Annotated in this window: 22 protein-coding genes; 12 read left to right on the forward strand and 10 right to left on the reverse strand. The window is 69.4% G+C overall.

Features of this window, described 5'->3' with window-relative positions; genetic code table 11:
* Positions 1-26: 26 nt before the first annotated feature.
* Positions 27-797 carry an AraC family transcriptional regulator gene (locus AC1DW3_RS22450; RefSeq protein WP_477935047.1) on the reverse strand — a complete coding sequence of 257 codons (771 nt, stop codon included), beginning with the start codon at positions 795-797 and terminating at the stop codon, positions 27-29.
* 88 nt (positions 798-885) lie between these two features.
* On the opposite strand from AC1DW3_RS22450, the gene AC1DW3_RS22455 reads away from it, so the two are divergent.
* The gene (locus AC1DW3_RS22455) at positions 886-1,230 is read left to right on the forward strand and encodes a hypothetical protein (RefSeq protein ID WP_477935049.1); all 345 of its coding nucleotides are present in this window, start codon (positions 886-888) and stop codon (positions 1,228-1,230) included.
* Positions 1,231-1,357: 127 nt separating this feature from the next.
* On the opposite strand, the gene acs is transcribed toward AC1DW3_RS22455, so the two are convergent.
* The 3 genes from acs to AC1DW3_RS22470 form a co-directional block, all read right to left on the reverse strand.
* On the reverse strand, positions 1,358-3,319 hold the full coding sequence (gene acs / locus AC1DW3_RS22460; protein ID WP_477935051.1) for an acetate--CoA ligase: 1,962 nt from the start codon (positions 3,317-3,319) through the stop codon (positions 1,358-1,360).
* A gap of 61 nt (positions 3,320-3,380) precedes the next feature.
* On the reverse strand, positions 3,381-4,019 hold the full coding sequence (locus AC1DW3_RS22465) for a PEP-CTERM sorting domain-containing protein (RefSeq protein ID WP_477935053.1): 639 nt from the start codon (positions 4,017-4,019) through the stop codon (positions 3,381-3,383).
* Positions 4,020-4,124: 105 nt separating this feature from the next.
* Complete coding sequence (locus AC1DW3_RS22470; RefSeq protein WP_477935055.1) at positions 4,125-4,685, reverse strand: ECF-type sigma factor; 561 nt, start codon at positions 4,683-4,685, stop codon at positions 4,125-4,127.
* 115 nt (positions 4,686-4,800) lie between these two features.
* On the opposite strand from AC1DW3_RS22470, the gene AC1DW3_RS22475 reads away from it, so the two are divergent.
* Positions 4,801-7,683, forward strand: coding sequence for a protein kinase domain-containing protein (locus AC1DW3_RS22475; protein WP_477935057.1), 2,883 nt, complete (start codon positions 4,801-4,803; stop codon positions 7,681-7,683).
* Positions 7,684-7,735: 52 nt separating this feature from the next.
* Positions 7,736-8,359 carry a TIGR00645 family protein gene (locus AC1DW3_RS22480; protein ID WP_477935059.1) on the forward strand — a complete coding sequence of 208 codons (624 nt, stop codon included), beginning with the start codon at positions 7,736-7,738 and terminating at the stop codon, positions 8,357-8,359.
* A 1-nt stretch (position 8,360) separates the two neighbouring features.
* Here the strand turns inward: AC1DW3_RS22480 and fumC are convergent, their stop codons facing one another.
* Positions 8,361-9,746, reverse strand: coding sequence for a class II fumarate hydratase (gene fumC / locus AC1DW3_RS22485; RefSeq protein ID WP_477935061.1), 1,386 nt, complete (start codon positions 9,744-9,746; stop codon positions 8,361-8,363).
* 112 nt (positions 9,747-9,858) lie between these two features.
* On the opposite strand from fumC, the gene AC1DW3_RS22490 reads away from it, so the two are divergent.
* A complete protein-coding gene (locus AC1DW3_RS22490) occupies positions 9,859-11,400 on the forward strand; it encodes a fumarate hydratase (RefSeq protein WP_477935063.1) in 1,542 nt (513 codons plus the stop codon).
* A 3-nt stretch (positions 11,401-11,403) separates the two neighbouring features.
* Here the strand turns inward: AC1DW3_RS22490 and AC1DW3_RS22495 are convergent, their stop codons facing one another.
* Positions 11,404-11,685, reverse strand: coding sequence for a hypothetical protein (locus tag AC1DW3_RS22495; protein WP_477935065.1), 282 nt, complete (start codon positions 11,683-11,685; stop codon positions 11,404-11,406).
* Between the two features lie 85 nt (positions 11,686-11,770).
* On the opposite strand from AC1DW3_RS22495, the gene AC1DW3_RS22500 reads away from it, so the two are divergent.
* From AC1DW3_RS22500 to ahr, 4 genes are read left to right on the forward strand one after another with little or no spacing between them, the layout of a single operon-like run.
* Positions 11,771-12,232 carry an N-acetyltransferase family protein gene (locus AC1DW3_RS22500; protein WP_477935067.1) on the forward strand — a complete coding sequence of 154 codons (462 nt, stop codon included), beginning with the start codon at positions 11,771-11,773 and terminating at the stop codon, positions 12,230-12,232.
* Complete coding sequence (locus tag AC1DW3_RS22505) at positions 12,219-12,920, forward strand: putative signal transducing protein (RefSeq protein WP_477935069.1); 702 nt, start codon at positions 12,219-12,221, stop codon at positions 12,918-12,920. The genes AC1DW3_RS22500 and AC1DW3_RS22505 overlap by 14 nt, the downstream gene beginning before the upstream one ends.
* Before the next feature lie 40 nt (positions 12,921-12,960).
* Positions 12,961-13,812: a CE1 family esterase gene (locus tag AC1DW3_RS22510; RefSeq protein WP_477935071.1), complete on the forward strand. Its 852-nt coding sequence runs from the start codon at positions 12,961-12,963 to the stop codon at positions 13,810-13,812.
* Between the two features lie 12 nt (positions 13,813-13,824).
* Positions 13,825-14,841 (forward strand): NADPH-dependent aldehyde reductase Ahr, encoded by a 1,017-nt coding sequence (ahr, locus tag AC1DW3_RS22515; protein WP_477935073.1) that lies wholly within the window; start codon positions 13,825-13,827, stop codon positions 14,839-14,841.
* Here ahr and AC1DW3_RS22520 read toward each other — a convergent pair.
* The 3 genes from AC1DW3_RS22520 to AC1DW3_RS22530 form a co-directional block, all read right to left on the reverse strand.
* Positions 14,808-15,842: a PEP-CTERM sorting domain-containing protein gene (locus tag AC1DW3_RS22520; RefSeq protein WP_477935075.1), complete on the reverse strand. Its 1,035-nt coding sequence runs from the start codon at positions 15,840-15,842 to the stop codon at positions 14,808-14,810. The two genes, ahr and AC1DW3_RS22520, sit on opposite strands and share 34 nt — an antisense overlap.
* Positions 15,843-15,928: 86 nt before the next feature.
* Entirely contained in the window at positions 15,929-17,212 is a 1,284-nt protein-coding gene (locus AC1DW3_RS22525; protein ID WP_477935077.1) for a mechanosensitive ion channel family protein, read from the reverse strand.
* A 119-nt stretch (positions 17,213-17,331) separates the two neighbouring features.
* Entirely contained in the window at positions 17,332-18,267 is a 936-nt protein-coding gene (locus AC1DW3_RS22530; protein WP_477935079.1) for a histone deacetylase family protein, read from the reverse strand.
* Between the two features lie 35 nt (positions 18,268-18,302).
* On the opposite strand from AC1DW3_RS22530, the gene AC1DW3_RS22535 reads away from it, so the two are divergent.
* Positions 18,303-19,241, forward strand: a complete 939-nt coding sequence (locus AC1DW3_RS22535; protein ID WP_477935081.1) for an AAA family ATPase — start codon at positions 18,303-18,305, stop codon at positions 19,239-19,241.
* Positions 19,242-19,249: 8 nt separating this feature from the next.
* Here AC1DW3_RS22535 and AC1DW3_RS22540 read toward each other — a convergent pair whose 3' ends face one another.
* Positions 19,250-19,951, reverse strand: coding sequence for a FadR/GntR family transcriptional regulator (locus AC1DW3_RS22540; protein ID WP_477935083.1), 702 nt, complete (start codon positions 19,949-19,951; stop codon positions 19,250-19,252).
* Positions 19,952-20,051: 100 nt separating this feature from the next.
* Here AC1DW3_RS22540 and AC1DW3_RS22545 point away from each other — a divergent pair, with 100 nt between their 5' ends.
* From AC1DW3_RS22545 to AC1DW3_RS22555, 3 genes are read left to right on the forward strand one after another with little or no spacing between them, the layout of a single operon-like run.
* Complete coding sequence (locus AC1DW3_RS22545) at positions 20,052-20,840, forward strand: SDR family oxidoreductase (RefSeq protein WP_477935085.1); 789 nt, start codon at positions 20,052-20,054, stop codon at positions 20,838-20,840.
* Positions 20,840-22,366 carry a sugar ABC transporter ATP-binding protein gene (locus tag AC1DW3_RS22550; protein WP_477935087.1) on the forward strand — a complete coding sequence of 509 codons (1,527 nt, stop codon included), beginning with the start codon at positions 20,840-20,842 and terminating at the stop codon, positions 22,364-22,366. The genes AC1DW3_RS22545 and AC1DW3_RS22550 overlap by 1 nt, the downstream gene beginning before the upstream one ends.
* Complete coding sequence (locus AC1DW3_RS22555) at positions 22,363-23,334, forward strand: ABC transporter permease (RefSeq protein WP_477935089.1); 972 nt, start codon at positions 22,363-22,365, stop codon at positions 23,332-23,334. The genes AC1DW3_RS22550 and AC1DW3_RS22555 overlap by 4 nt, the downstream gene beginning before the upstream one ends.
* Positions 23,335-23,336 lie beyond the last annotated feature (2 nt).

The raw sequence follows: 23,336 nt of genomic DNA on the forward strand, positions 1-23,336 counted from the left end.
GGGTCGCCCACCGGGCGGCCTTTTTTCTAGCAATAGGTCTGGCGCGGCAGCAGCAGCGTCGGGGCCAGGCCCGTGGCGCGCTGCATCTCGCGCACGAAGTGGGATTGATCGTAGTAGCCGGCGCCCATCGCCACATCCGTGAGCGTCATGTCCGCGGCATAGCTCAGCACTGCGGAACGCAAGCGCACCGCCCGGGCGAAGCGTTTGGGGCTGACGCCCACCGCGGCGGTGAAGCGCCGCTCCAGCGTGTCGACGCTGACGCCCAGCACCTGCGCCAGGGCCGAAATCCTGATGTCCGCGGGGGTGGCTCGTATGTGGTTCACCGCCGCGACGGCCATCACATCGGCAACAGGGCCGGCGCCGATCCGTTCTGCAACACCCGCCTCCAACAGGCCCATGCGCGCCGCATCGTCGGGCGCTTCGACCAGGCGGTCGCAGAGCACCTGCAGCTCTTGCTCAGGCCACAGGGCAGACAGGTCGCAGCTACGGTCGACGATCTGGCGCGCCTCCACGCCCAAGGCCGCAGCAGCCGCCGGATGCAGATGGGCCAACACGAGAACACCGCCCGCCGAAGTGCGGATCGTGCGCGAACTGCAATGCACGCCCGTCAGCGTGAAGCGCGGCAGCGTTTCCCAGGCGCCGTGTCGCCACTGCTGCGCCGAACCGGCGATGCGCAGGCCGACGCTGACACGGCTCTCGGCCACCAATGTGCGCTGCAAGGGCTCGGCCACGCGCAGCACCACCAGACCTTCGATCAGGCCGCCGGGTGCGGAGACTTCAGACGCGATCAGTTGCATGTCGTGCGAGGCGGGTTTGCGGAAATTGTCCAATCCCGCGAAAGGCCTTGCCGGCATGCTGGCTGCACCTGAACGCACTCGACCTGCCATGCAAGTTTTCGCCTTCCTCTACCGCCCCACCCGCTCACTGAACACCGCCGAACTCACCGACCGCACCCAGCGCATCCGTGAATGGGTCCTGGCCCGGCGCGAGGCCGGCCAGGTGCTGGCGGTGTCCGTCTTCGACAAGGCCGGTGGCGTGCTCAGGCATGACGCCGACGACGCCGAACACGAAGCATCGTCCCTGGCAGGCTGCACGCTGGTGACCGCCGCCGACCTGCCTGCCGCACTGGCCCTGGCCCGGGACTTCCCCGGTCGCCACTTCGGTACCGACATTGAGGTGCGGCCGGTCGTCACCTTCCTGCCGCCACCCGTGGTGGCGCAGGGTCAATAAGCCTGCCCGAGCTGTTCCAGGATGGCCGGGTTCTGGTGATCGCTCACGTGGCAAGCCACATGAGCACTCCCCAAATCCCGCTGTCGACTTCGCCTCTTCCGCACTTCGTGCGGCTTGAGCAGCAGGGTCAGTAGGCCTGACCCAATTGCTCAAGGATCGCGGGATTCTCCAAGGTCGACGTGTCCTGGGTGACGCTCTCCCCCTTGGCCACCGACCTCAACAACCGCCGCATGATCTTGCCCGAGCGCGTCTTGGGCAGGTTGTCGCCGAAGCGGATGTCCTTGGGCTTGGCGATGGGGCCGATCTCCTTGGCCACGTGGTCGCGCAGCTGCTTGGCAATCGCCTTGGCCTCGTCGCCGCTGGGGCGGGGGCGCTTCAGCACGACGAAGGCGCAGATGGCCTCGCCGGTGGTGTCGTCCGGGCGGCCGACGACGGCCGCCTCGGCCACCAGTTCGGTGCAGCTGACCAAGGCCGACTCGATCTCCATCGTGCCCATGCGGTGGCCGGACACGTTCAGCACGTCGTCGATGCGGCCGGTGATGGTGAAGTAGCCCGTCTCGGCGTCGCGGATGGCGCCGTCGCCGGCCAGGTAGTAGCCCTTGAGCTCGGCCGGGTAGTAGCTCTTCTTGAAGCGCTCCGGGTCACCGTAGATCGTGCGGATCATGCTGGGCCACGGCTTCTTGATGACGAGGATGCCGCCCTGGCCGTTGGGCACGTCGTTGCCGGTCTCGTCGACGATGGCCGCCGTGATGCCCGGGAAGGGCAGCGTGCAGGAGCCCGGCACCAGCGTCGTCGCGCCCGGCAGCGGCGTGATCACGTGACCACCGGTCTCGGTCTGCCAGAAGGTGTCGACGATGGGGCAGCGCTTGCCGCCCACGTGCTCGTAGTACCACTCCCAAGCCGCGGGGTTGATGGGCTCGCCCACCGAGCCCAGCAGGCGCAGGCTGCTCAGGTCGGAACGCGCCGGGTGGACGGCGGCGTTGCTCTCGGCCGCCTTGATCAGCGAGCGGATGGCCGTGGGCGCCGTGTAGAAGATCGTGACCTTGTGCTTCTCGATCATCTGCCAGAAGCGGCCGGCGTCCGGGTAGGTGGGCACGCCCTCGAAGACGATCTCGGTGCCACCCAGGGCCAGCGGGCCGTAGGTGATGTAGGTGTGGCCCGTGACCCAGCCGATGTCGGCCGTGCACCAGAAGATGTCGTCGTCCTTCAGGTCGAAGGTCCACTTGGTCGTCAGCGCCGCATGCAGCAGATAGCCGCCGGTGCTGTGCTGCACGCCCTTGGGCTTGCCGGTGGAGCCCGAGGTGTAGAGCAGGAAGAGCGGGTGCTCGGCCTCGACCCATTCCGGCGCGCAGCTCGTCGACTCGGCGTCCATCAGGTCATGCAACCAGACGTCGCGGCCGTCGATCCAGTTGATCTTTCCGCCGGTGCGCTTGTAGACGATGACGTCCTTCAGCGTCGGGCACGAGCCGCCGTCCAGCGCCTCGTCGACGATGGCCTTCAGCGGCAGGGCCTTGCCGCCGCGGGCCTGCTCGTCGGCGCAGATGATGGCCACGGCGCCGGCGTCCTGCACACGGTCGCGCAGCGACTGGGCCGAGAAGCCGCCGAACACGACCGAGTGCGTCGCACCGATGCGCGCGCAGGCCTGCATGGCCACCACGCCTTCGACGGACATCGGCATGTAGATGACGACGCGGTCGCCCTTCTGGATGCCACGGCCCTTCAGCGCGTTGGCGAGCTGGCTGACCTTGGCCAGCAGCTCGGCGTAGGTCACCTTGGTGACCGTGCCATCGTCGGCCTCGAAGATCAGCGCGGTCTTGCCGCCCTTGCCAGCCTCGACATGGCGGTCCAGGCAGTTGTAGGAGACATTGAGCTTGCCGTCCTCGAACCACTTGAAGAACGGGGCATCGCTGTCGTTGAGCGTCTTGGTGAAGGGCGTCTGCCAGCTCAGCAGCTCGCGGGCCTGGCGGGCCCAGAAGCCGGCGTAGTCCTTCTCAGCCTCGGCCACCAGCGCGGCGTAGCCTGCTTCACCCTTGACGTGGGCATTGGCGACCCATTCGGGGCTGGGGGCGTAGGTGTTCAGCGTGCTCATCGGTGTGTCTCCTCGTTTGGCTGCTTGGCGCGCACTGTGCGAGGAGTCACTGACGAAGCCCTTACTCTCGGCTCACCGTCCCAGCCATGGCCCGGCGCCGCAGCCAGGCGACCAGGCCCAGGCTGAGCGACACCAGGCCGGCACTGGCCGGCTCCGGCACGTTTGCGATCTGCAGATTGTCTATCGTCAAGGCCCCGTCGAAGCTGGCGGTGCGAATCCTCAGTTCGTCGAAGACGATATCGCGGAAACCAAAGATGTTGACCGGGTCCAGCACCGACGACGGCGCGGTGGCCGCCTCGACCAGCACGCCGTGCAGATAGGCCTCGAGGGTCGAGATCCCCTGGTCGGCCGTCACCAGCGCGAACGCCGCGGCCGTGGTGGGCGCCAGGAAGTGGATGGTGAAGTCGTCCTCGTGGCCGATGCCGGCCCGGTAGTTGCCGATCCGGTTGCCGCTCATGTTCGGAAACCGCGGGTCCAGGTCGGCGTTGGCAAAGGCGGCCTCGAACCGCAGGCCCAGGCCGAGGAACTGGTCGGTGACGCGCTGGTTGGGGCCCAGCGGGATACCGTCGAAATCGACGCTGCGATGCGGCTCGTTCAGCCCGACACCGTCGTGGATGAAGCCGGCCCGGGCCGCGCCGGTCATCAGGGCCAGGGTAGCGAGGGCGGCCGCCGGCAGGCGTCGCAATTGCGCTTGAATCATGTCGAACTCCCAGGGATTGAAGGCGACGGAGCAAAGACCCCGTCCCTCTTCAGGACGCAGGCGGCCGCCCGATCCGGACACGCCCCCCTAGGTTCATGGAAGCGTTCACTGCCCCAGCAACACCCCCAGCAGCAGCCTGGCCTTGTCCCAGTCGCGCCGCACCGTGCGGTCGGTGAGCTGCAGGGCCTCGGCGATCTCGAGGTCGCTGTAGCCACCGAAGTAGCGCATCTCGACGACCTTGGCCAGGCGCGGCTCGGCGGCGGCCAGCGCTTCGAGGGCCTCATGCACCTTCAGCACCTCGTCTTCGCCGGCCGGCGTGCTGTCGGCGATGTGGGTGTCCAGTGTCAGCCGGGCCAGGTCGCCACCGCGGCGCTGGGCCTGGCGCTCGCGCACCGCGTCGATGATGACGGAGCGCATCACCTGCGAGGCATAGGCGAAGAAGGCGCGCCGGCTGTCCGGCCGCAACCGGCCGCTGCCGAGGAAGCGCAGATAGCTCTCGTGCACCAGCACCGTCGTGTCGAGCACGGTGTTGCGGCCGCCGTCGCGCAGGCGTGAGCGGGCCAGCTTGCGCAGTTCGCTATAGGCGGCAGCGAAGAGGCGGTCCTGGGCGCCGGCACTACCGGCATTGACCTGCTCGATCAGGATTTCGATGGTGTCGTCTGGCACGGGCGCATGCTGCCAGCGCCCGGCCGCCACGGCCATCATCCGGACTGGGGATGTCCGCTCTGGCCACGCGCTTGCGTCTGACCTAGCGTGCGAACCCCATGAAAAGAGTAAAGCGATGCTGACCCCGGAGGACATGAGCCGGCTGAGCCGGCTGCTCGACGAAGCGCTGGCGCTCGCCCCGGAGCGCCGCGAAGCGTGGCTCGCCGCCCTGCCACCCGAGGCCGCCCACCTGGCGGCGCCGCTGCGCGACATGCTGTCGCGAGCCCCCAACCCCCTGACCCTGCCGCGCCTGGGCAGCTGGGAGGGCGAGGATGCGGCGGCCGTGCACGCGGGCGACCGCATCGGCCCCTACCGCCTCATCGAGGAGATCGGCCGCGGCGGCATGGGCAGCGTTTGGAGGGCCGAGCGGGCGGATGGCAGCTACCAGCGCGAGGTGGCGCTGAAGCTGCCGCGGCTGACCTGGGGCGACGGGCTGGCCAGGCTGATGGCCCAGGAGCGCGACATCGGCGCCATGCTGGAGCACCCAAACATCGCCCGCCTCTACGACGCCGGCATCGACGCGCGCGGCTGGCCCTATCTGGCCCTGGAACTGGTGGCCGGCCGGCCCATCGACGCCTGGTGCCGCGAGCAGGGTCTCGGCGTTGCGGACAAGCTGGCCCTGCTGCTGCAGATCATGCGCGCCGTCAGCTATGCCCATGGCCGCCTCGTCGTGCACCGCGACATCAAGCCGTCCAACGTGCTCGTCACGCCGAGCGGCGAGGTCCGGCTGCTGGACTTCGGCATCGCCAGGCTGCTCGGCAATGCCGCTGCCGACGTGACCGAGGACGGCATGCGCCGCCTGACGCCGCACTACGCCTCCCCCGAGCAATTGCGCGGCGAGCCCGTGACGGTGGCCACCGACGTCTACAGCCTGGGCGTGCTGGCCTTCGAGCTGCTGACCGGACAGACGCCGTATCGCCTGGCCCGCCCGAGCCGCGCCGCCTGGGAGGAGGCGGTGCTGCAAGGCGAGCCCGAGCGGGCCAGCAGCCGTTGCGAGGACAGCTCGACGGCCCGTGCGCTGCGCGGCGACATCGACGCCATCCTCGCCAAGGCGCTGAAGCGCGACCCCGCCGCGCGCTATGCCAGCGTCGACGCCTTCGCCCAGGATCTGGAGCGCCATCTGCGCGGCGAGGCCGTGCTGGCCCAGCCGGACAGCGCCTGGTATCGCCTGGGCCGCACGCTGCGCCGCCACCGGCTGGCATTCGCGACGACGGCCATCGTCGTCATGGCCCTTGCCGTGGGCGGCGGCCTCGCCCTGCGCCAGGCCCAGCGTGCCGAACTGGCCGCCCAACGCCAGCGCGTCGTCACCGGCTTTGCCGCGGCCCTGCTGCGCGCCAGCCAGACGGCCTTCCACGCCCGCGCCGACGCCCGCTACCCCACGCCCGAGCTGGCCTTGGCTGACAGTGCCGCGTTGATCGAGCAGCGCTTTACCGGCGAACCCGAGCTGCAGGCCGAACTGCTGGGCGCCGTCGCCCGGCTCTTCCTGGACATGGGCCGGCCTCAGCTAGCCGCCCAACAGGCCGGCCGGCAGTTCGAGGCCCTGCAGCGCGCGGGCGCCTCACCCGCCGAGCGCGCCAGGCCCCGTCTGCTTGCCGCCCAGGCCTGGTTGAGCGCCAGCCAATGGCCCGAAGCCGAAGCGGCGGCACACGAGGTGTTGATCCTGGCCGGCAGCGACACGGTGCTGCGCGCCGAAGCCCTGGCCTGCCTCGCCCAGGCCATCTGGTGGGGCGGACGCCCCGACGCAGCCGCAGCGCCGCTGAAGACCCTGGAAGAGCTGCTGCCTCGCCTGCCTGCCAGCACCACGGCGGCCGCACGCTGGCATGCGCTGCGTGCCGAGATGGCCGAGCGTGACGGGCACTTCGAGCAGGCCGACGGCCATTTCGCGCGCGCCGTCGAACTGGCCGCAGGACCCGACCCGATGCTGGCCCAACGGTTGCGCCAGCTGGCGGCATACAGCCTCGTGGAACGCGGCCAGTTGGAGGCCGCCCGGCCGCTCGTGCAGGCCACCGCGCAGGGCTTGCGCGAACAGGGCGGCGAGGCGGCCATCGAAGCCCGCGTCGTCGAGGCCGAGTTCGCCGTGGCGGCCTGGCGCCACGGCCAGCTCAACTTCGCCCAGGCTACCGAGGCCGTGGACTCCGCCGAAGCCTTCATCGACGCACAGCGGGCCCGGCCGATGGACCTCTCGACCCGCATCGGCTACGCGCGCGGTGACCTGGCCCTGACCCATGGCGATGTCCAGGCCGGCATACGGGCCGCGAAGGGCTCCGGCGACTGGCAAAGCCCACTGCCACGCGAGGTGCAGGGGCTGCGCAGGGCGCGGTTCTGGAGTGACCTGAGCCTGGCGACGGGCGACCCCTTCGCCCGGGATGTCGGCGCCTGGCTGGCGCGGGGGCGCACGCAATTGGGCATGGTCGGGCATCCGGATACGGCGGCCGACACCGCGCGCGCCGCGCTGGCGCAAGCCTGGCACGGCGACCCTGCAGCCGGGCTGGCCTGGCTGGACCACACGCCGGCGATCGAGGGCATGGGCGCGCAAGCCATCGCCGCCCGCGCGCAACTGGCCTGGGTGCGGGCGCAGATTCTGCTCGACCTGGACCGCCCCGCTGCTGCGGCAAGCGCCGTGCAGGGGCAGCCGCCGGTGCCGGTCAGGGCCGTGCGCGAGGAGCTGTTCAGCACCGCCGCCGTCGCCGCCCAGCTCGCCTGCACGCAAGGCCAGGCCGCGCGGGGTCGGGACGAGCTGGTCGCGCAGGCCGAGGCCCTGCTGCAGGACCGCAACCCCGCCGCACCCCGCCCCGCCTGGCTGCGCGCCCACGCCGGCCTGTGCGCTCTGGCCGCTGGCGACCGCACTGGCGCCCTCGCACTGGCAGCCCAGGCCCGCCAGGCCTTCAAGGCGCAGCCCGACGTCGCACCCTACTTCAAGCGGCCCCTGCTGGAACTGGAAGCGGCGCTGCGTCACTGACACGAGCCCTCCCTAGAATCCGACCGCTCTTCCCCTGCCCCCGAAGGATCCGATGACCGCCCCGCTGCGCCCCCTGCCCCGCCTCATCTTCGCCAGCCGCTGGCTGCAGCTGCCGCTCTACCTCGGGCTGATCCTGGCCCAGGCGGTCTACGTCTACCAGTTCTGGACCGAGCTGGTGCATCTCATCGAGGCGGCCTTCGGTGACCAGCACGCGTTGGAGATCCTGGTCAAGAGCATCGGCTACAAGAGCGCGCCGCTCAAGGATGCCGCCGGCCTGATCGTGGGCTACGAGCCCATCGTCAAGCTCAACGAGACCGTGCTGATGCTGGTCGTCCTCGGGCTGATCGACGTGGTCATGATCTCCAACCTGCTGATCATGGTCATCGTCGGCGGCTACGAGACCTTCGTGTCGCGCATGGACCTCGACGGCCACCCCGACCAGCCCGAGTGGCTGAGCCATGTGAACGCCTCGGTGCTGAAGGTCAAGCTGGCCACGGCCATCATCGGCATCAGCTCCATCCACCTGCTGAAGACCTTCATCAACGCCGACAACTACGCCGAGAAGACGCTGATGTGGCAGACCATCATCCACGTCGCCTTCCTGTTGTCGGCCATGGCCATCGCGATGACGGACCGGCTGCTGCCACAGCCCGCCCACCACGGCGACAAGCACTGAGTCAGCGGCCGACCATCTGACCTGGCACCACCCAGGCGTCGAACTGCTCGGCCGTCACATGGCCGAGCGCCAACGCGGCCTCCCGCAGGCTGCTGCCATCCTTGTGCGCCTTCTTGGCGATCTGGGCGGCCTTGTCGTAGCCGATGTGGGGGTTGAGCGCCGTCACCAGCATCAGTGAGCGCGCCACCAGCTCGGCGATGCGCGCCTCGTTGGGGGCTATGCCGACGGCGCAATGCCGGTTGAAGCTGGCCATGCCGTCCGCCAGCAGGCGCACGCTCTGCAGGAAGTTGTGGATGACCATGGGACGGAAGACGTTGAGCTCGAAGTTGCCCGACGCACCGCCAATGTTGATGGCCACGTCATTGCCCATGACCTGGGCGGCCAGCATGGTCACCGCCTCGCTCTGCGTCGGGTTGACCTTGCCCGGCATGATGGACGAACCCGGCTCGTTCTCCGGGATGCTGATCTCGCCGATGCCGCTGCGCGGGCCGCTGGCCAGCCAGCGCACGTCGTTGGCGATCTTGTTCATGCTGGCGGCCAGCGTCTTCAGTGCGCCATGGGCATGGACCAGGGCATCACAAGAAGCCATGGCCTCGAACTTGTTGGGCGCCGTGACGAAGGGATGGCCGGTCAGCCGTGCCAGTTCGGCCGCCACGGCCTCCGCATAGCCCTTGGGCGCATTCAGGCCGGTGCCGACGGCCGTGCCGCCCAGGGCCAGCTCGTGGAGATGCGGCAGCGCCGCCAGCACATGGCGCTCGCCATGGGCCAGTTGCGCCACCCAGCCCGAGATCTCCTGCCCCAGCGTCAGCGGCGTCGCATCCTGCAGATGGGTGCGGCCGATCTTGACGATGCCGTCAAACGCCTCGGCCTTCTGCCGCAGCGTCTCTCGCAAGGCCCGCAGCGGCGGCAGCAGCCGCTCCGTCAGCGCCTGCACGGCGGCCACATGCATCGCGGTCGGGAAGACGTCGTTGCTGCTCTGGCTGCGGTTCACATCGTCGTTGGGGTGCACCAGCCGCCCCTCGCCGCGCTCGCCGCCCAGCAGCTCGCTGGCGCGGTTGGCCAGCACCTCGTTGACGTTCATGTTGGTCTGCGTGCCCGAGCCGGTCTGCCAGACGACGAGGGGGAACTCGTCGACATGCTGACCGCCAATGACCTCATCGGCCGCCGCCACGATGGCCTCGGTCTTCTTCGCGTCCTGCAGGCCCAGCGCCTGGTTCACCACCGCCGACGCCCGCTTCACGCGGGCCAGCGCCCGGATCAGCTCGGGCGCCTGGCGCTCGCCCGAGATGTCAAAGTTCTGCAGCGAGCGCTGCGTCTGCGCGCCCCACAGCTTGTCGGCCGGCACCTCGATGGGGCCGAAGGTGTCGCGTTCGAGTCGGGTGGTCATGGGGTTGCCGAAGCGTGAAAACAGAATCACCAGCATAGGCTCGATGAGAACCATTCTCATCAGTAGGGCTTCGATAATGGGAGGGTTTGTCCACCCACCTCCGGACCGCCTCATGAGCACCACGATCCGCCAGCAAGACCTCATCGACAGCGTTGCTGCCGCCCTGCAGTACATCAGCTACTACCACCCGGCCGACTACATCGCCCACCTGGCCCGCGCCTACGAGAGCGAAGCCTCGCCGGCCGCCAAGGACGCGATCGCGCAGATCCTCACCAACAGCCGCATGTGCGCCGAAGGCAAGCGGCCCATCTGCCAGGACACCGGCATCGTCAACGTCTTCCTGAAGATCGGCATGGACGTGCGCTGGGAAGGCTTCAAGGGCAGCATCGAGGACGCCGTCAACGAAGGCGTGCGCCAGGGTTACCTCAACCCCGACAACAAGCTGCGCGCCAGCGTGCTGGACGACCCCATCTTTGCGCGCAAGAACACCAAGGACAACACGCCCGCCGTCGTGCAGATGGAGCTGGTGCCCGGCAACACCGTGGACGTCATCGTCGCGGCCAAGGGCGGCGGCTCGGAGAACAAGAGCAAGGTCTATATGCTCAACCCCAGCGACGACATCGTCGACTGGGTGCTGAAGACCGTCCCGACCATGGGCGCCGGCTGGTGCCCGCCCGGCATGCTGGGCATCGGCGTCGGCGGCACGGCCGAGAAGGCCGCCCTGCTGGCCAAGCAGGCGCTGATGGAAGACATCGACATGTACGAGCTGCTGCAGCGCGGGCCGCAGAACAAGCTCGAGGAAATGCGCATCGAGCTCTACCAGAAGGTCAACGCGCTGGGCATCGGCGCCCAGGGCCTGGGCGGCCTGACGACGGTGCTGGACGTGAAGATCAAGACCTTCCCGACGCATGCGGCCAGCAAGCCCATCGCGATGATCCCGAACTGCGCGGCCACCCGCCATGCGCACTTCGTGCTGGACGGTAGCGGCCCGACCTACCTGGAGCCGCCCAGCCTGGACCTGTGGCCCGACGTGAACTGGGCGCCCGACTACAACAAGAGCAAGCGTGTCGACCTGAATGCGCTGACACGCGAAGAAGTGGCGAGCTGGAAGCCGGGCGAGACGCTGCTGCTGAACGGCAAGATGCTGACCGGCCGCGACGCCGCGCACAAGCGCATCCAGGACATGCTGGCCAAGGGTGAGACGCTGCCGGTGGACTTCACCAACCGCGTCATCTACTACGTCGGCCCCGTGGACCCGGTGCGCGACGAAGTGGTGGGCCCGGCCGGCCCGACGACGGCCACGCGCATGGACAAGTTCACCGACATGATGCTGGCCAAGACCGGCCTCATCGCCATGATCGGCAAGGCCGAGCGCGGCCCCGTCGCCATCGAGTCCATCAAGAACCACAAGAGCGCCTACCTGATGGCGGTGGGCGGTTCAGCCTACCTCGTCAGCAAGGCCATCAAGGGCGCCAAGGTGCTGGGCTTCGAGGACATGGGCATGGAAGCCATCTACGAGTTCGACGTGGTGGACATGCCCGTCACCGTGGCCGTGGACGCCAACGGTACCAGCGCCCACATCACCGGCCCGGCCGAGTGGAAGCAGCGCATCGCCTCGGGCAAGGCCGTGGCGATCCCGGTCGCCGCAGGCTGAGGCCTAGCGCTTCGGCGGCGGTGCCGAAGCGCCCGGCGGCGGGGGCGGCGGCATGTCCTTGGGCCGGCAGGCCAACGGCCGGCCCTCGGGCGCCCAGCAACTGCCCTTCATCGTGCGGCTCTCGTGCGTGAAGCTGCAGTCCGCGCCGGCCTTGGCCGTCTTGCAGGCGGCCAGCGCCTCGGGCGGCGGGCCACGGTGTTCGCCACCCGGTGGCGGACCGCCCTGGGGCTGGGCGCTCGCGGCGGCAGCGACGAAAAGAAGGCTTAAACACAGGCGGGTCTTCATGAGCGTCATTCGTGGGGAGGGGTGAGGTGCATCTTGCCGCCAGATCGTGAATGCAATGTATGCATCGCCTCCACAATGCTTCACGATGCCTATCCAAATCCGCACCCTCCAACCTTCTGATCGCAGCGACTGGCAACCCCTCTGGGACGGCTACAACGCCTTCTACGGCCGAGCCGGTGAAACCGCCCTGCCCGCCCAGGTCACCGAAACGACCTGGGCACGCTTCTTCGACGCCACCGAGCCGGTGCACGCCTTCGTGGCCGTCGACGAAGACGGCCGCCTGCTCGGCCTCACGCATTACCTCTACCACCGCAGCACGACGCGCATCGAGCTGACCTGCTATCTGCAGGACCTCTTCACCACGCCCGAGGCCCGTGGCCGTGGCGTCGGCCGCGCGCTGATCGAGGCCGTCTACGCGGCGGCCCGCGAGGCCGGCGTGAAGCGCGTCTACTGGCAGACCCACACCACCAACGCCGCCGGCCGCGCGCTGTACGACAAGGTCGCGCAACACCTGGGCTTCATCGTCTACGGCCATGACGTCGCCTGACATCCCGGCGCCGGAGGGCGACTTCCATCCCGTCGCGAGCTGCTCGACGCCGACCGAGGCGCATCTGCTGAAAGGCGTGCTGGAGTCGGCCGGCCTGGACGCCGTCACCACCGACGGCCATTTGCTGCAGGCCTACGACTGGCTGACGCCCGCCGTGGGTGGCGTGCGCGTGCTGGTGCCGGCGGCCCAGGTCGCCGCGGCCAACGAGGCACTGGCGGCCTACCGAGCGGGCGACTACGAGCTGCCGGGCGAAGACGCGACGCCGCGGTCCGCCACCGAGACGCTCGCCGCGCCCATCTTCAGCCCCGACATCGCCGCGCTGCTGAGCTTCTTCGTCGTGACGCCCGCCTTCGGTGCCGGTGTGCAGCTGCTGAACGCACGCGCCCTGCAAGGCCGCGCAGCCGGCGCCTTGACCTGGGCCTGGTTCGGCCTGCTGGCCGCGGCCACCTTGACGACCATGGTCGCCGTCGCGCGCTGGCCCGACGGGCCCCTCAACCCCGCTGGCGTGGCGCTCGTCACGTCGCTGCTGACGGCGGCCTGGTATCTGACGGCCGGCCAGCCCCAGAGTCGCGCGGTGCTGCAGCGCTACGGTCCGGCCTACCCGCGCCGCAGCCTCGTGCCGCTGGCGCTGGGCGCGGTGGCCGCGCAATTCGTGCTGGGCTTCTTCATCGCCTCCTGGCTGCAGTAGACGGCGGCTTTATGCTGGCCTCCCCTCGGAGGACTCTCACGTGCGCCTGTTCCCATTTGCCGCCGTCCTGGCGCTGCTGTGCACCCTGTCGCCGCTCGCCCAGGCGCAGGCCGTCGCCTGCTCGCTGTCGCCGGTCGCCGGTGAGATGCGCGAACTGACGTCGGGCGGCCGCACGCGCACCTACCGGCTGTTCGTCCCTCCCGCCGTCGCGGGCCGCACGCAGCTGCCGCTGGTCTTCGACCTGCATGGCACCGGCGGCAAGACTGCCGGTCGTGCCAGGGAAAGCGGCTTCGAGGCCCTGGCCGCCCGCGAAGGCTTTGCCGTCGCCACGCTGCAGGCCGAGGAATCGCGCTGGAACGTGCCGGTGGCCAGCATCCGCGCTGACGATGTGCAGTACGTGTCCGACGTCCTCGACCACATCGCCGCCCAGGTCTGCATCGACGCCAGGCGCGTGTATTCGACCGGCTTCTCGGGCGGCGGGCGCATGTCCTCGCTGCTGGGCTGCCGGCTCAACCACCGCATCGCGGCCATCGCGCCGGTGGGCGGGCTGCGCTGGCTGGGCCCCTGCCCGGGGCGCGCCGTGCCCGTGCTGACCGTGCACGGCCTGGCCGACCTGACCAACCCCTACGAAGGCCACGGCGACCGCGGCCCCGAATGGGTCGAAAGCGTGCCCGAAGCCCTGGCCGGCTGGGCGGCCCACAACCGTTGCCAACCCAAGCTCGTGCAGGATGCCCAGCCCGGGCCGCTGCAGACGGTCCGCTACGCTGGCTGCACCGGCGACGCCGAGGTCAGGTTGCTGCGCATCGACGGCATGGGCCACATCTGGCCCCGTACCGAGGTCGATGCGACCGCCGTGATCTGGCAGTTCTTCAAGGCCCACCCGCTGCAATAAAAGGAGACCCGCATGTCCAACATCCGCGCCTACGCCGCCCTTTCCCCCGGCGGCGCCCTGCAGCCCTTCGACTACGACCCCGGCCCGCTGGGCGACGAGGAGGTCGAGATCACGGTCGAGCACTGCGGCATCTGCCACTCCGACCTCGCCATGATCGACAGCGAGTGGTTCCCGGCCGCCTATCCCGTCGTGCCCGGCCACGAGGTCGTCGGCCGCATCACGGCCCTGGGCGCCCATGCCAAGGGCCGCCAGATCGGCCAGCGCGTCGGCGTGGGTTGGCATGCCAGCAGCTGCACGCACTGCAATTTCTGTCTCGGCGGTGAGCAGCACCTGTGCGGCAAACGCCAGCCGACGCTGATCGGCCGGCACGGTGGCTTCGCCGACCGGCTGCGTTCGCACTGGAGCTGGGCCGTGCCCCTGCCCGACGCGCTGGACCCCGCCGCGGCAGGCCCGCTGATGTGCGGCGGCGGCACCGTCTTCCTGCCCTTCGTGCTGCACGCCATCAAGCCGACCGACCGCGTCGGCGTCGTCGGCATCGGCGGCCTCGGCCACCTGGCCGTCAAGTTCGCGCGCGCCTGGGGCTGCGAGGTGACAGCCTTCACGTCCAGCGCCTCCAAGCGCGACGAGGCGCTGGCCCTGGGCGCCCACAAGACCCTGTCCAGCGTCGACAAGGCCGAACTGAAGGCCGCCGCCGGCAGCCTGGACTTCCTGCTCATCACCGTCGGCGCCGCGCTGAACTGGGATGCGCTGCTGGCCACGCTGGCACCCAAGGGCCGCATGCACCTGGTGGGCGTCGTCACCGACGCGATGAACCTGAAGAGTGGTGGCCTGCTGAGCTGGCAGAAGAGCCTGTCGGCGTCACCGACGCCGCCGCCCTCGGTCCTCAGGACCATGCTGGAGTTTTCCGCACGGCACCAGATCCTGCCGCAGGTGGAGCGCTTCGCGATGAGCCGCGTCAACGACGCCCTCGATCACCTGCGCTCCGGCAAGGCGCGCTACCGGGTCGTGCTGGACGCCGACTTCCGCTGAGCGCGGCGCAGGCCGAACAGCGCGCTGAGCGCCAGGCCGGTCAGCGCCAGCGAGGCCGGCTCGGGCACGTTGCCGGCGTTGATGATGATGGGCGCGGCCAGCGCGGCCGCCGCCGTGAAATCGCTGGGGTCGGCAACGAAGGCGCCGGCCGCGTCCTTTTCACCGAGAGTGCTCGTGAAGGTGTGGGTGGCGTCGAGCTCGCCGCCGAAACGCGCCCACAGGCCCAGATAGCTTTCGATGAAGTAGTAGCGGCCGGTCTCGACGGTGAAGTCAATGTCGGTCGCCGTGCCCGAGGCCGTGATGCCCAGGTTCTCCACCTGGCCTTCGAGGCGGAAGTCCGCGCGGCCGGACGCCTGGCTCCAGAAGCCGCTGCTCTGCGGATCGAAGCCGAAGCCGGTGTCGGGGTCGAAATCGAAGGTCGAGGCCAGCAGCGAGAACACCGTCACCCGCGTCTTGGCGTAGACGGATGCGTTGGTGGTGCCGAGGTCGGCATCGCCCGGCAGGTCGAGGATGGGCGTGGGTGCGACGTTGGAGCTGAAGTCCAGCACGTTGTGCACGCTGCGCACTTCGCTGCCGGGGCCCGTGTACTGGAAGCTCTGCAGGCCCAGCGAGTGGCCGGACACACGCGCGTACTCGCCGGCGAAGGCACCCTGCTTGAGCAGCAGCACGCCGGCAGCACCGGAGGCGTCGATGGAGGAGCGGGTTGCCTCGCCGCCATGCATGCCGATGGGGTTGGTGGCGGCCGTCGCGGCGGCCGTGCCACCGATGGCCATCTGCGAGTTCTGCTCGATGATGGGCCGGAAGATGGGGTTGCCGGCACCGTCCAGGGCGGCCTCGCAGCGGTCGGGCGTCACGCTGCCGGCGGCCTGGGCGGCCGGGCTGCGGCAGTCGCGCACATAGGTCGCCGCAAAAGCCCCGTTGGAGATGGCCGTCGGCACCGCGCTGGCGCCGGTCGTGGCGGCGGCGAGGAGGAGGCAGAAAGCGGTGGGGGTGAGGCGCATGGACAGTTCTCCCTGGCTGAACTGCAGCGATTGTGCTGAGCCGGCGCGCGGGGTCACCCTCAAGTTGCGCGACGGGAAAACCCGCACTAGGGCGCTGTGTCGGGCGCCGACTTCGGTTGCCGCTGCACCTGCTGCGGATAGGGGATGTCCACACCCAGGCGCTGCAGCGTGTGCAGCACGGCCAGGTTCACGTCCGAGCGCACGCCGCCGCTGCCGTTCTCGGGGTCCATGATCCAGAAAAACACGCTGAGCTCGATGCCGCTGTCGGCAAAGCGGCTCAGCTGCACCGAGGGACCCGGGTCGCTGAGGACCCGCGGCACCTCGACGACGGCGGCGGCCAACGCCTTCATGACGGCATCGACGTCGCAGTCGTAATCGACCTGCACCATCGTCGACAGCAGCACCCGCGGGTCGGCCAGCGACGAGTTCTCGACCCGCTGCGTGATCAGGATCTCGTTGGGCACGATGGCTTCCTTGCCGCCCAGCGACCGGATCACCGTGTAGCGCGTCTTGATGTCCGTCACGCGGCCCTCGAAGCCGTCGACCTTGACCATGTCGCCGATGCGCAAGCTGCGCTCGGCCAGGATGACAAAGCCGCTCACATAGTTGGCCGCCAGCTTCTGCAGGCCAAAACCCAGGCCCACGCCCAGCGCGCCGCCGAGCACGCCCAAAGCGGTCAGGTCGATGCCGGCGGCCGACAGCGCGAACAGCAGGCCGATGAAGAGCAGCAGCGAGCGGATCGCGTTGGACGCGATCTTGCGCATGGACAGGTCCAGCGACTCGCGGCGCAGCAGCTGGGCCTCGATGGCCGACGAGATCCACAACGCCAGCACCAGCACCAGCGTCGCCGTCAGCCCGCCTTCGATGAGGTTGCGCAGCGTCAGCTTGACGGTGCCGAACTTCCAGCCGATGTCGTCCAGCTCGTCCATCAGCACGGGCCACAGGCCGGTGATCCACAGCACCGCGCCTATCCAGACCAGCCAGGAGCCCAGCTTCTCCAGGGCCTTGAAGGCCGTCGAGTTGGGCCAGGCGGCGCGCAGCACGCGAGCAATGAAGCGGATGGCGGCCAGCGACACCAGCACCGGCAATACCAGCTTGAACAGGGCCGGCGTCAGCCCATACAGCGGCAGCAGGCGGCGCGCGCCAAAGGCCAGGGCCAGGGCCAGCAGCGGGAAGAGCGCACCGTCGATGACGCGGTCGCCAAACAGCACGCTGTTGTCGCGCCTGGCCACCGCCCGTGACAGCGCCCAGCTCAGCAGCCCGGCCAGGGCCAGGCAGCCCAGCAGCAAGGCCCATTCGGCGAGCGCATCGGCGCTGAAGACACGGGTCAGTAAGGCCTGGAGCTCGGCCAGGCTGAGAGGTTGATGCATGGAATTTCTAGTCAGTTGGGGACAGAGCTGCTCGCCTCGCTCGGGCGGTCTGTCCCGCAAGTTTTAGTCAGTTGGGGACAGAGCGGCTCGCTTCGCTCGCTCGGTCTGTCCCGCAAGGTTTACAGATCGGCCAGCACGCGCAGATGGACACCCACACTGCGCGCCAGGGCATGAAGGTTATAGCCACCTTCCAGAACCGACACGATGCGGCCCTGGGCATGGCGCTCGGCGACGGCCTTGATCTTGAGGGTCAGCCATTCGTAGTCGGCCTCGACAAGGCCGAGCTGGCCCAACTCGTCGTCCCGGTGGGCGTCGAAGCCAGCCGAGATGAAGATCATCTGGGGCTTGAAGCGCTCCAGCGCCGGCAGCCACATGGCCTCGACGATCTCGCGCACCTCGCCGCCGCGCGTGTAGGCCGGCAGCGGCACGTTGACCATGTTGGTGCCCTTGGGGACCGCGCCGCTGTACGGGTAGAGCGGGTGCTGGAAGAGGCTGACCATCAGCACGCGGTCGTCGCCGGCAATGATGTCCTCGGTGCCGTTGCCGTGGTGGACGTCGAAGTCGACGATGGCGACGCGCTTCAGCCCTTTGACGTCCAGCGCATGGCGGGCCGCGATGGCCACGTTGTTGAAGAAGCAGAAGCCCATGCTCTGGTCACGCGTGGCGTGGTGGCCAGGCGGGCGCACCGAGCAGAAGGCGTTGTCGGCGCGGCCATCGATGACGAGGTCGGTGGCCTGGACGGCAGCCCCCGCGGCATGCAGGGCGGCGGCCCAGGTGTGGGCATTGGCCGAGGTGTCGGGGTCGACGGCGCAGTGCTCGCCCTTCTCGGCGCAGTCGCGCAGCAGGGTACCGATCTCGGTCACATAGCCGTGGGTGTGGGCCAGCTCCACGTCCTTCAGGTCGACGGGCTGGGCGTCGAAATACTCCAGCGCCTGGCCCAGACCCGAGGCGATCAGCCAGTCGTCGATGGCGGCCAGCCGCTCCGGGCATTCGGGGTGGCCTTCGCCCATGTCGTGGCGGCGGCACTCAGGCGGGTTGAAATAAGCGGTAGGCATGAAGGAACGGCTGTCTCTTGCTATGGTCCAGCCTCATGACGCAAGCTCCATCACGTACGCTGGCAGCGCAACTGCTGGCACTGCAAAACCAGATTAGCACGGTCATCAAGGGCAAGCCGGCCCAGATCGCCGATTCCCTGGCCTGCCTGATCGCCGGCGGCCACCTGCTGATCGAGGACCTGCCCGGCGTCGGCAAGACGACGCTGGCCCATGCCCTGGCCATCTCCCTGGGCCTGAAGTTCTCGCGCCTGCAATTCACCGCCGACCTGCTGCCCAGCGACCTGCTGGGCGTGTCCGTCTACGAACGCGAGAGAAACGGCTTTGCCTTCCACCCCGGCCCGGTGTTCGCCCAGGTGCTGCTGGCCGACGAGATCAACCGCGCCGGCCCCAAGACGCAGAGCGCGCTGCTGGAGGCCATGGAGGAGCACCAGGTCAGCATCGAGGGCATCAGCCACCCGCTGCCCGAGCCCTTCTTCGTCATCGCGACGCAGAACCCCAGCGAGCAGCTCGGCACCTTCCCGCTGCCCGAGTCGCAGTTGGACCGCTTCCTGATGTGTATTTCCCTCGGCTACCCGGATGCCGCCGCCGAGCGCGAGCTGCTGACCGGTCAGGACAGCCGCGAGCAGCTGCGGTCGCTGGGCGCCCTCATGACGCCAGCCGAGCTGCTGCAGGCGCAAGCCGCCGTGAAGGCCATCCACGCCGCGCCGCCACTGCTGGACTATCTGCAGGCGCTGATAGCCGCAACACGCTCGGGCCAGTGGTTCGTCGAAGGCCTGTCGCCACGCGCCGGCCTGGCCGTGCTGCGCGCCTCGCGGGCGCGGGCCCTGCTGCAGGGGCGCGACTATGTGTCGCCCGACGATGTGCAGGGCATCCTGCCGCAGACCATCGCGCACCGGCTGCAGCCGCGGGCCGGCGCCGGTCGTGGCGCGCGTGAGCAGGTGCGAGCCATGATTGAGGCCGTCCCCCTGCCCTGAGCCACCGCCTAGCTCGACGCGAGCCGGTTGCCGGCCCAGCGCTCCTGCGCCGCCAGCAAATGTGCACGCATCGCCGTCTGCGCGGCCAGCGGGTCGTGGTTGGCCAGCGCCTGCAGGATGCGCTCGTGCTCGACCAGCGCGTCCTGCCAGTTGTGCTGGGTGTCGGTCAGCGCACTGAGCTGCAGTGACATCGGGCTGTAGCGCCCGTTGAAGAGCTCGCCCACCAATCGCTCCACCACCGAGTTGCCCGCCAGTGCCGCAACGGCCAGATGAAAGCGCCGGTCCGCGTCCAGCGCCGGCCGGCCGGCGGCCATGGCCTCGCGCATTGCGTCCAGCGCCTCCCGCACCGCCGCCAGGCCCTCCTGCGTGGCGCGCGCGCAAGCCTGGGGCATCAGCCCGCCTTCGAGCACCACCCGGGCCTGCATCARCTCCAGCGGGCTCTCGCCCAGGCCAGCCGTCGCAGCGGAGTCACCGCTGCCGCGCACATAGACGCCGGCGCCCATGCGCACCTCCACGCAGCCGGCGATCTCCAGCGCCACCAGCGCCTCGCGCACCGACGGGCGCGACACGCCAAGCTGCTGGGCCAGCTCGCGCTCCGGCGGCAGCCGGCTGCCGATGCCGAAGCGCCCCTGACGGATCAGCTCGCGAAGTTGATCGGCGATCTGGTGATAAAGGCGACGGCTGTCTGCCGGCTTGAGCTGTTCGAGCATGCGGCGATTTTGGCCTTATTGGCCTTACCAACTCATAGAATTAGGCCTAATCGGGTTAATACGGTAAGGCCAATTCGGGCTTAAACCCTAAACTGACCGGGTGACAACGCTGACATTGCCTCCATCCGCCAGCCTCGCCGGCAAGACCGTCCTCATCACCGCCGCCGCCCAGGGCATTGGTCGGGCCAGTGCGCTGGCCTGCCTGGCGGCGGGTGCCGACGTCATCGCGACCGACATCCAGACCGACAGCCTGCAGACGCTGGTGGCAGAAGCCGGCTCCGGCGCCCGCCTGCGCACCGCGCGGCTGGACGTGCGCGACACGGCCGCCGTCAACGCGCTGGCCGCCGAGTTGCCGCCGCTGCAAGGCCTCTTCAACTGTGCCGGCTTTGTGCACCACGGCAGCGTGCTGGACTGCGACGAAGCCGCATGGGACTTCAGCATGGACCTCAACGTGAAGAGCATGCTGCGCACGCTGCGCGCCTTCCTGCCCGGCATGCTGGCTGAAGCCGCGCGCACCGGCGCCGGGGCCGCGGTGCTGAACATGGCGTCGATGGCCTCGTCGATCAAAGGCTTCCCGAACCGCTTTGCCTACTGCACGACCAAGGCCGCCGTCATCGGCCTGACCAAGTCGGTCGCGGCCGACTTCGTCAAGCAGGGCCTGCGCTGCAATGCGCTGTGCCCCGGCACGGTGGACACGCCGTCACTGCGCGGCCGCATCGCCGCCGCGGCCGACCCGGTGCAGGCCGAGAAGGACTTCATCGCCCGCCAGCCCATGGGGCGGCTGGCCACGGTGGACGACATCGCGCCGCTGGTGGTCTTCCTGCTCAGCGATGCCTCGCGCTTCATCACCGGGCAGGCCGTTTCCGTGGATGGCGGTGTGACGATCTGATGCCGGTGGACGCGCACCAGCGAAGCGAGAGCACGCTGCTCCAGGCCTGTGGGCTGTCCAAAGCCTTCGGCGGCGTCACCGTGCTGCAAGACATCTCCTTCGACGTGAAGCCCGGCGAGGTCCACGCGCTGATGGGCGAGAACGGCGCGGGCAAGTCCACACTGATGAAGATCCTGGCCGGCGTGCACAGGGCTAACGCGGGCGAGGTGCTGCTTGACGGCCAGCCCGTGCGCCCGAGCAGCCCGCGCGAGGCGCAGGACCTCGGCATTGCGCTCATTCACCAGGAGCTGCAGCTGATGCCCGACCTCAGCGCGGCCGCCAATGTCTTCATCGGCCGCGAGCGCAAGCACGCCGGCTGGCTGCTGGACCATGCCCGCCAGCTCGCCGACACACAGGTGATCTTCGAGCGCCTGGGCCTCGCGCTGGACCCGCGCCGTGCCGTGGGCACCCTGAGCGTCGCCCAGCAGCAGATGGTCGAGATCGCCAAGGCGCTGTCGCTGAACGCCCGCGTCCTCATCATGGACGAGCCTACCGCGGCGCTGAACCCGGCCGAGGTGGAGGAACTGTTTCGCGTCGTGCGCCAGCTGCGCGCCGACGGCGTGGGCATCGTCTACATCTCGCACAAGATGGACGAGCTGCAGCGCATCGCCGACCGCGTGACGGTGCTGCGCGACGGCCGGCGCATCGCGACGCTGGCCATGGCCGGCGCGGACATGGGCGAGTTGATCCATCTGATGGTGGGCCGCCCGTTGCAGCAGGCGGCGCACGCGGCGCCAGACCTGAGCGCCGCGCCGGTCGTGCTGGAAGCCCGACACCTGAGCCGCGGCCGCGCCGTGCGGGACGCGTCCTTCACGCTGCGCCGTGGCGAGATCCTGGGTCTCGCCGGCCTGATGGGCGCCGGCCGCACGGAGCTGGCCCGCCTCGTCTTCGGCGCGGACCGCCGTCACGGTGGCGAGCTGTTCGTGCACGGCAAGCCGGCCGACATCCGCAGCCCCGCCGACGCGGTGCGGTTCGGCATCGCCTACCTGTCCGAAGACCGCAAGGGCCTGGGCCTGGCGACCGGGCTGGACGTGGAAGCCAACCTGCTGCTGCCCAGCCTGGCCCGCTTCACCGGCAAGCTGGGCCAGATCGACCGCCGCAGGACCGAAGCCGCCGCGCAGGACTTCGTGCAGCGCCTGGGTATCAAGACACCGTCGCTCGGCCAGACCGTCGCGCGGCTGTCCGGCGGCAACCAGCAGAAGATTGCGCTCGCCAAATGGCTGCTGCGCGACTGCGACATCCTCATCGTCGACGAGCCCACGCGCGGCATCGACGTCGGTGCCAAGGCCGAGATCCACCGCCTGCTGCGCGAACTGGCCGCGGTGGGCAAGAGCCTGATCGTCATCTCCTCCGAGCTGCCCGAGCTGCTGGGTCTGGCCCACCGCATCCTCGTCATGTGCGAGGGCCGCATCAACGGCGAACTGAGCGCGGCCGGCGCCACCCAGGAAGCGCTGATGGCGCTGGCCACGACAAGACAAGCCGCATGACCCGCCTGCCCTTTTCGCCTGCCGCGCTGCAAAGGCTGCTCGCCTTCGCCGGCCTTGTCATGCTGATGCTCGTCTTCAGCATCGCGTCGGACAATTTCCTGCAGACCGACAACCTCGTCAGCATCCTGCAGGCCACGGCCGTCAACGGCGTGCTGGCCATCGCCTGCACCCTGGTCATCGTCAGCGGCGGCATCGACCTGTCGGTGGGCTGCCTGATGACCTTCTGCGCCGTCGTCACCGGCGTCGTGCTGACGAACTGGGGCATGCCGCTGCCGCTGGGCATCCTTGCGGCCATCGCCTGCGGCGCCGCGTGTGGTGGCCTGTCCGGCTGGCTGGTCGCGCAACTGCGCGTGCCGCCCTTCATCGCCACGCTGGGCATGATGATGCTGCTCAAGGGCCTGGCCCTCGTCATCTCGGGCAGCAAGCCCATCTACTTCCTGGATACGCCGGGCTTTGACGCGATCGCACAGGATTCGCTGCTGGGCAGCGTGCTGCCCGCACTGCCGATTCCCAACTCCGTGCTCATCCTCTTCGCCGTCGCCATCGGCGCCAGCTGGCTGCTGGGCCAGACGCTGTTCGGCCGCTATGCCTTTGCCCTCGGCAGCAACGAGGAGGCCGCGCGCCTGTCGGGCCTGCAGGTCAAGCGCTGGAAGGTGGCCGTCTACGCGGTCGGCGGTGCCATCTGCGGCATCGCAGGCCTGCTGATCGCCTCGCGGCTGAACTCGGCGCAACCGGCACTCGGCCAGGGCTATGAGCTGGACGCCATCGCGGCCGTCGTCATCGGCGGCACCTCGCTGGCCGGCGGCCGCGGCTCGGTGCTGGGCACGCTGATCGGCGCCTTCATCATGAGCGTGCTGGCCAACGGCCTGCGCATCCTCAATGTGCCCCAGGAATGGCAGACGGCAGTGACGGGCGTGATCATCGTGCTCGCCGTCTACATCGACATCCTGCGGCGAGGAAAGGACTGACC

The organism is Roseateles sp. P2_H4, assembly GCF_056403315.1.

What these genes read in the sequence shown, in the direction of transcription:
- acs (WP_477935051.1), bottom strand. Translation starts at nt 3,319, where the DNA reads ATGAGCACGCTGAACACCTACGCCCCCAGCCCCGAATGGGTCGCCAAT.
- AC1DW3_RS22490 (WP_477935063.1), top strand. Translation starts at nt 9,859, where the DNA reads ATGAGCACCACGATCCGCCAGCAAGACCTCATCGACAGCGTTGCTGCC.
- AC1DW3_RS22465 (WP_477935053.1), bottom strand. Translation starts at nt 4,019, where the DNA reads ATGATTCAAGCGCAATTGCGACGCCTGCCGGCGGCCGCCCTCGCTACC.
- AC1DW3_RS22480 (WP_477935059.1), top strand. Translation starts at nt 7,736, where the DNA reads ATGACCGCCCCGCTGCGCCCCCTGCCCCGCCTCATCTTCGCCAGCCGC.
- AC1DW3_RS22495 (WP_477935065.1), bottom strand. Translation starts at nt 11,685, where the DNA reads ATGAAGACCCGCCTGTGTTTAAGCCTTCTTTTCGTCGCTGCCGCCGCG.
- fumC (WP_477935061.1), bottom strand. Translation starts at nt 9,746, where the DNA reads ATGACCACCCGACTCGAACGCGACACCTTCGGCCCCATCGAGGTGCCG.
- AC1DW3_RS22475 (WP_477935057.1), top strand. Translation starts at nt 4,801, where the DNA reads ATGCTGACCCCGGAGGACATGAGCCGGCTGAGCCGGCTGCTCGACGAA.
- AC1DW3_RS22525 (WP_477935077.1), bottom strand. Translation starts at nt 17,212, where the DNA reads ATGCATCAACCTCTCAGCCTGGCCGAGCTCCAGGCCTTACTGACCCGT.
- AC1DW3_RS22520 (WP_477935075.1), bottom strand. Translation starts at nt 15,842, where the DNA reads ATGCGCCTCACCCCCACCGCTTTCTGCCTCCTCCTCGCCGCCGCCACG.
- AC1DW3_RS22555 (WP_477935089.1), top strand. Translation starts at nt 22,363, where the DNA reads ATGACCCGCCTGCCCTTTTCGCCTGCCGCGCTGCAAAGGCTGCTCGCC.
- AC1DW3_RS22535 (WP_477935081.1), top strand. Translation starts at nt 18,303, where the DNA reads ATGACGCAAGCTCCATCACGTACGCTGGCAGCGCAACTGCTGGCACTG.
- AC1DW3_RS22550 (WP_477935087.1), top strand. Translation starts at nt 20,840, where the DNA reads ATGCCGGTGGACGCGCACCAGCGAAGCGAGAGCACGCTGCTCCAGGCC.
- AC1DW3_RS22450 (WP_477935047.1), bottom strand. Translation starts at nt 797, where the DNA reads ATGCAACTGATCGCGTCTGAAGTCTCCGCACCCGGCGGCCTGATCGAA.
- AC1DW3_RS22505 (WP_477935069.1), top strand. Translation starts at nt 12,219, where the DNA reads ATGACGTCGCCTGACATCCCGGCGCCGGAGGGCGACTTCCATCCCGTC.
- AC1DW3_RS22500 (WP_477935067.1), top strand. Translation starts at nt 11,771, where the DNA reads ATGCCTATCCAAATCCGCACCCTCCAACCTTCTGATCGCAGCGACTGG.
- AC1DW3_RS22455 (WP_477935049.1), top strand. Translation starts at nt 886, where the DNA reads ATGCAAGTTTTCGCCTTCCTCTACCGCCCCACCCGCTCACTGAACACC.
- AC1DW3_RS22530 (WP_477935079.1), bottom strand. Translation starts at nt 18,267, where the DNA reads ATGCCTACCGCTTATTTCAACCCGCCTGAGTGCCGCCGCCACGACATG.
- ahr (WP_477935073.1), top strand. Translation starts at nt 13,825, where the DNA reads ATGTCCAACATCCGCGCCTACGCCGCCCTTTCCCCCGGCGGCGCCCTG.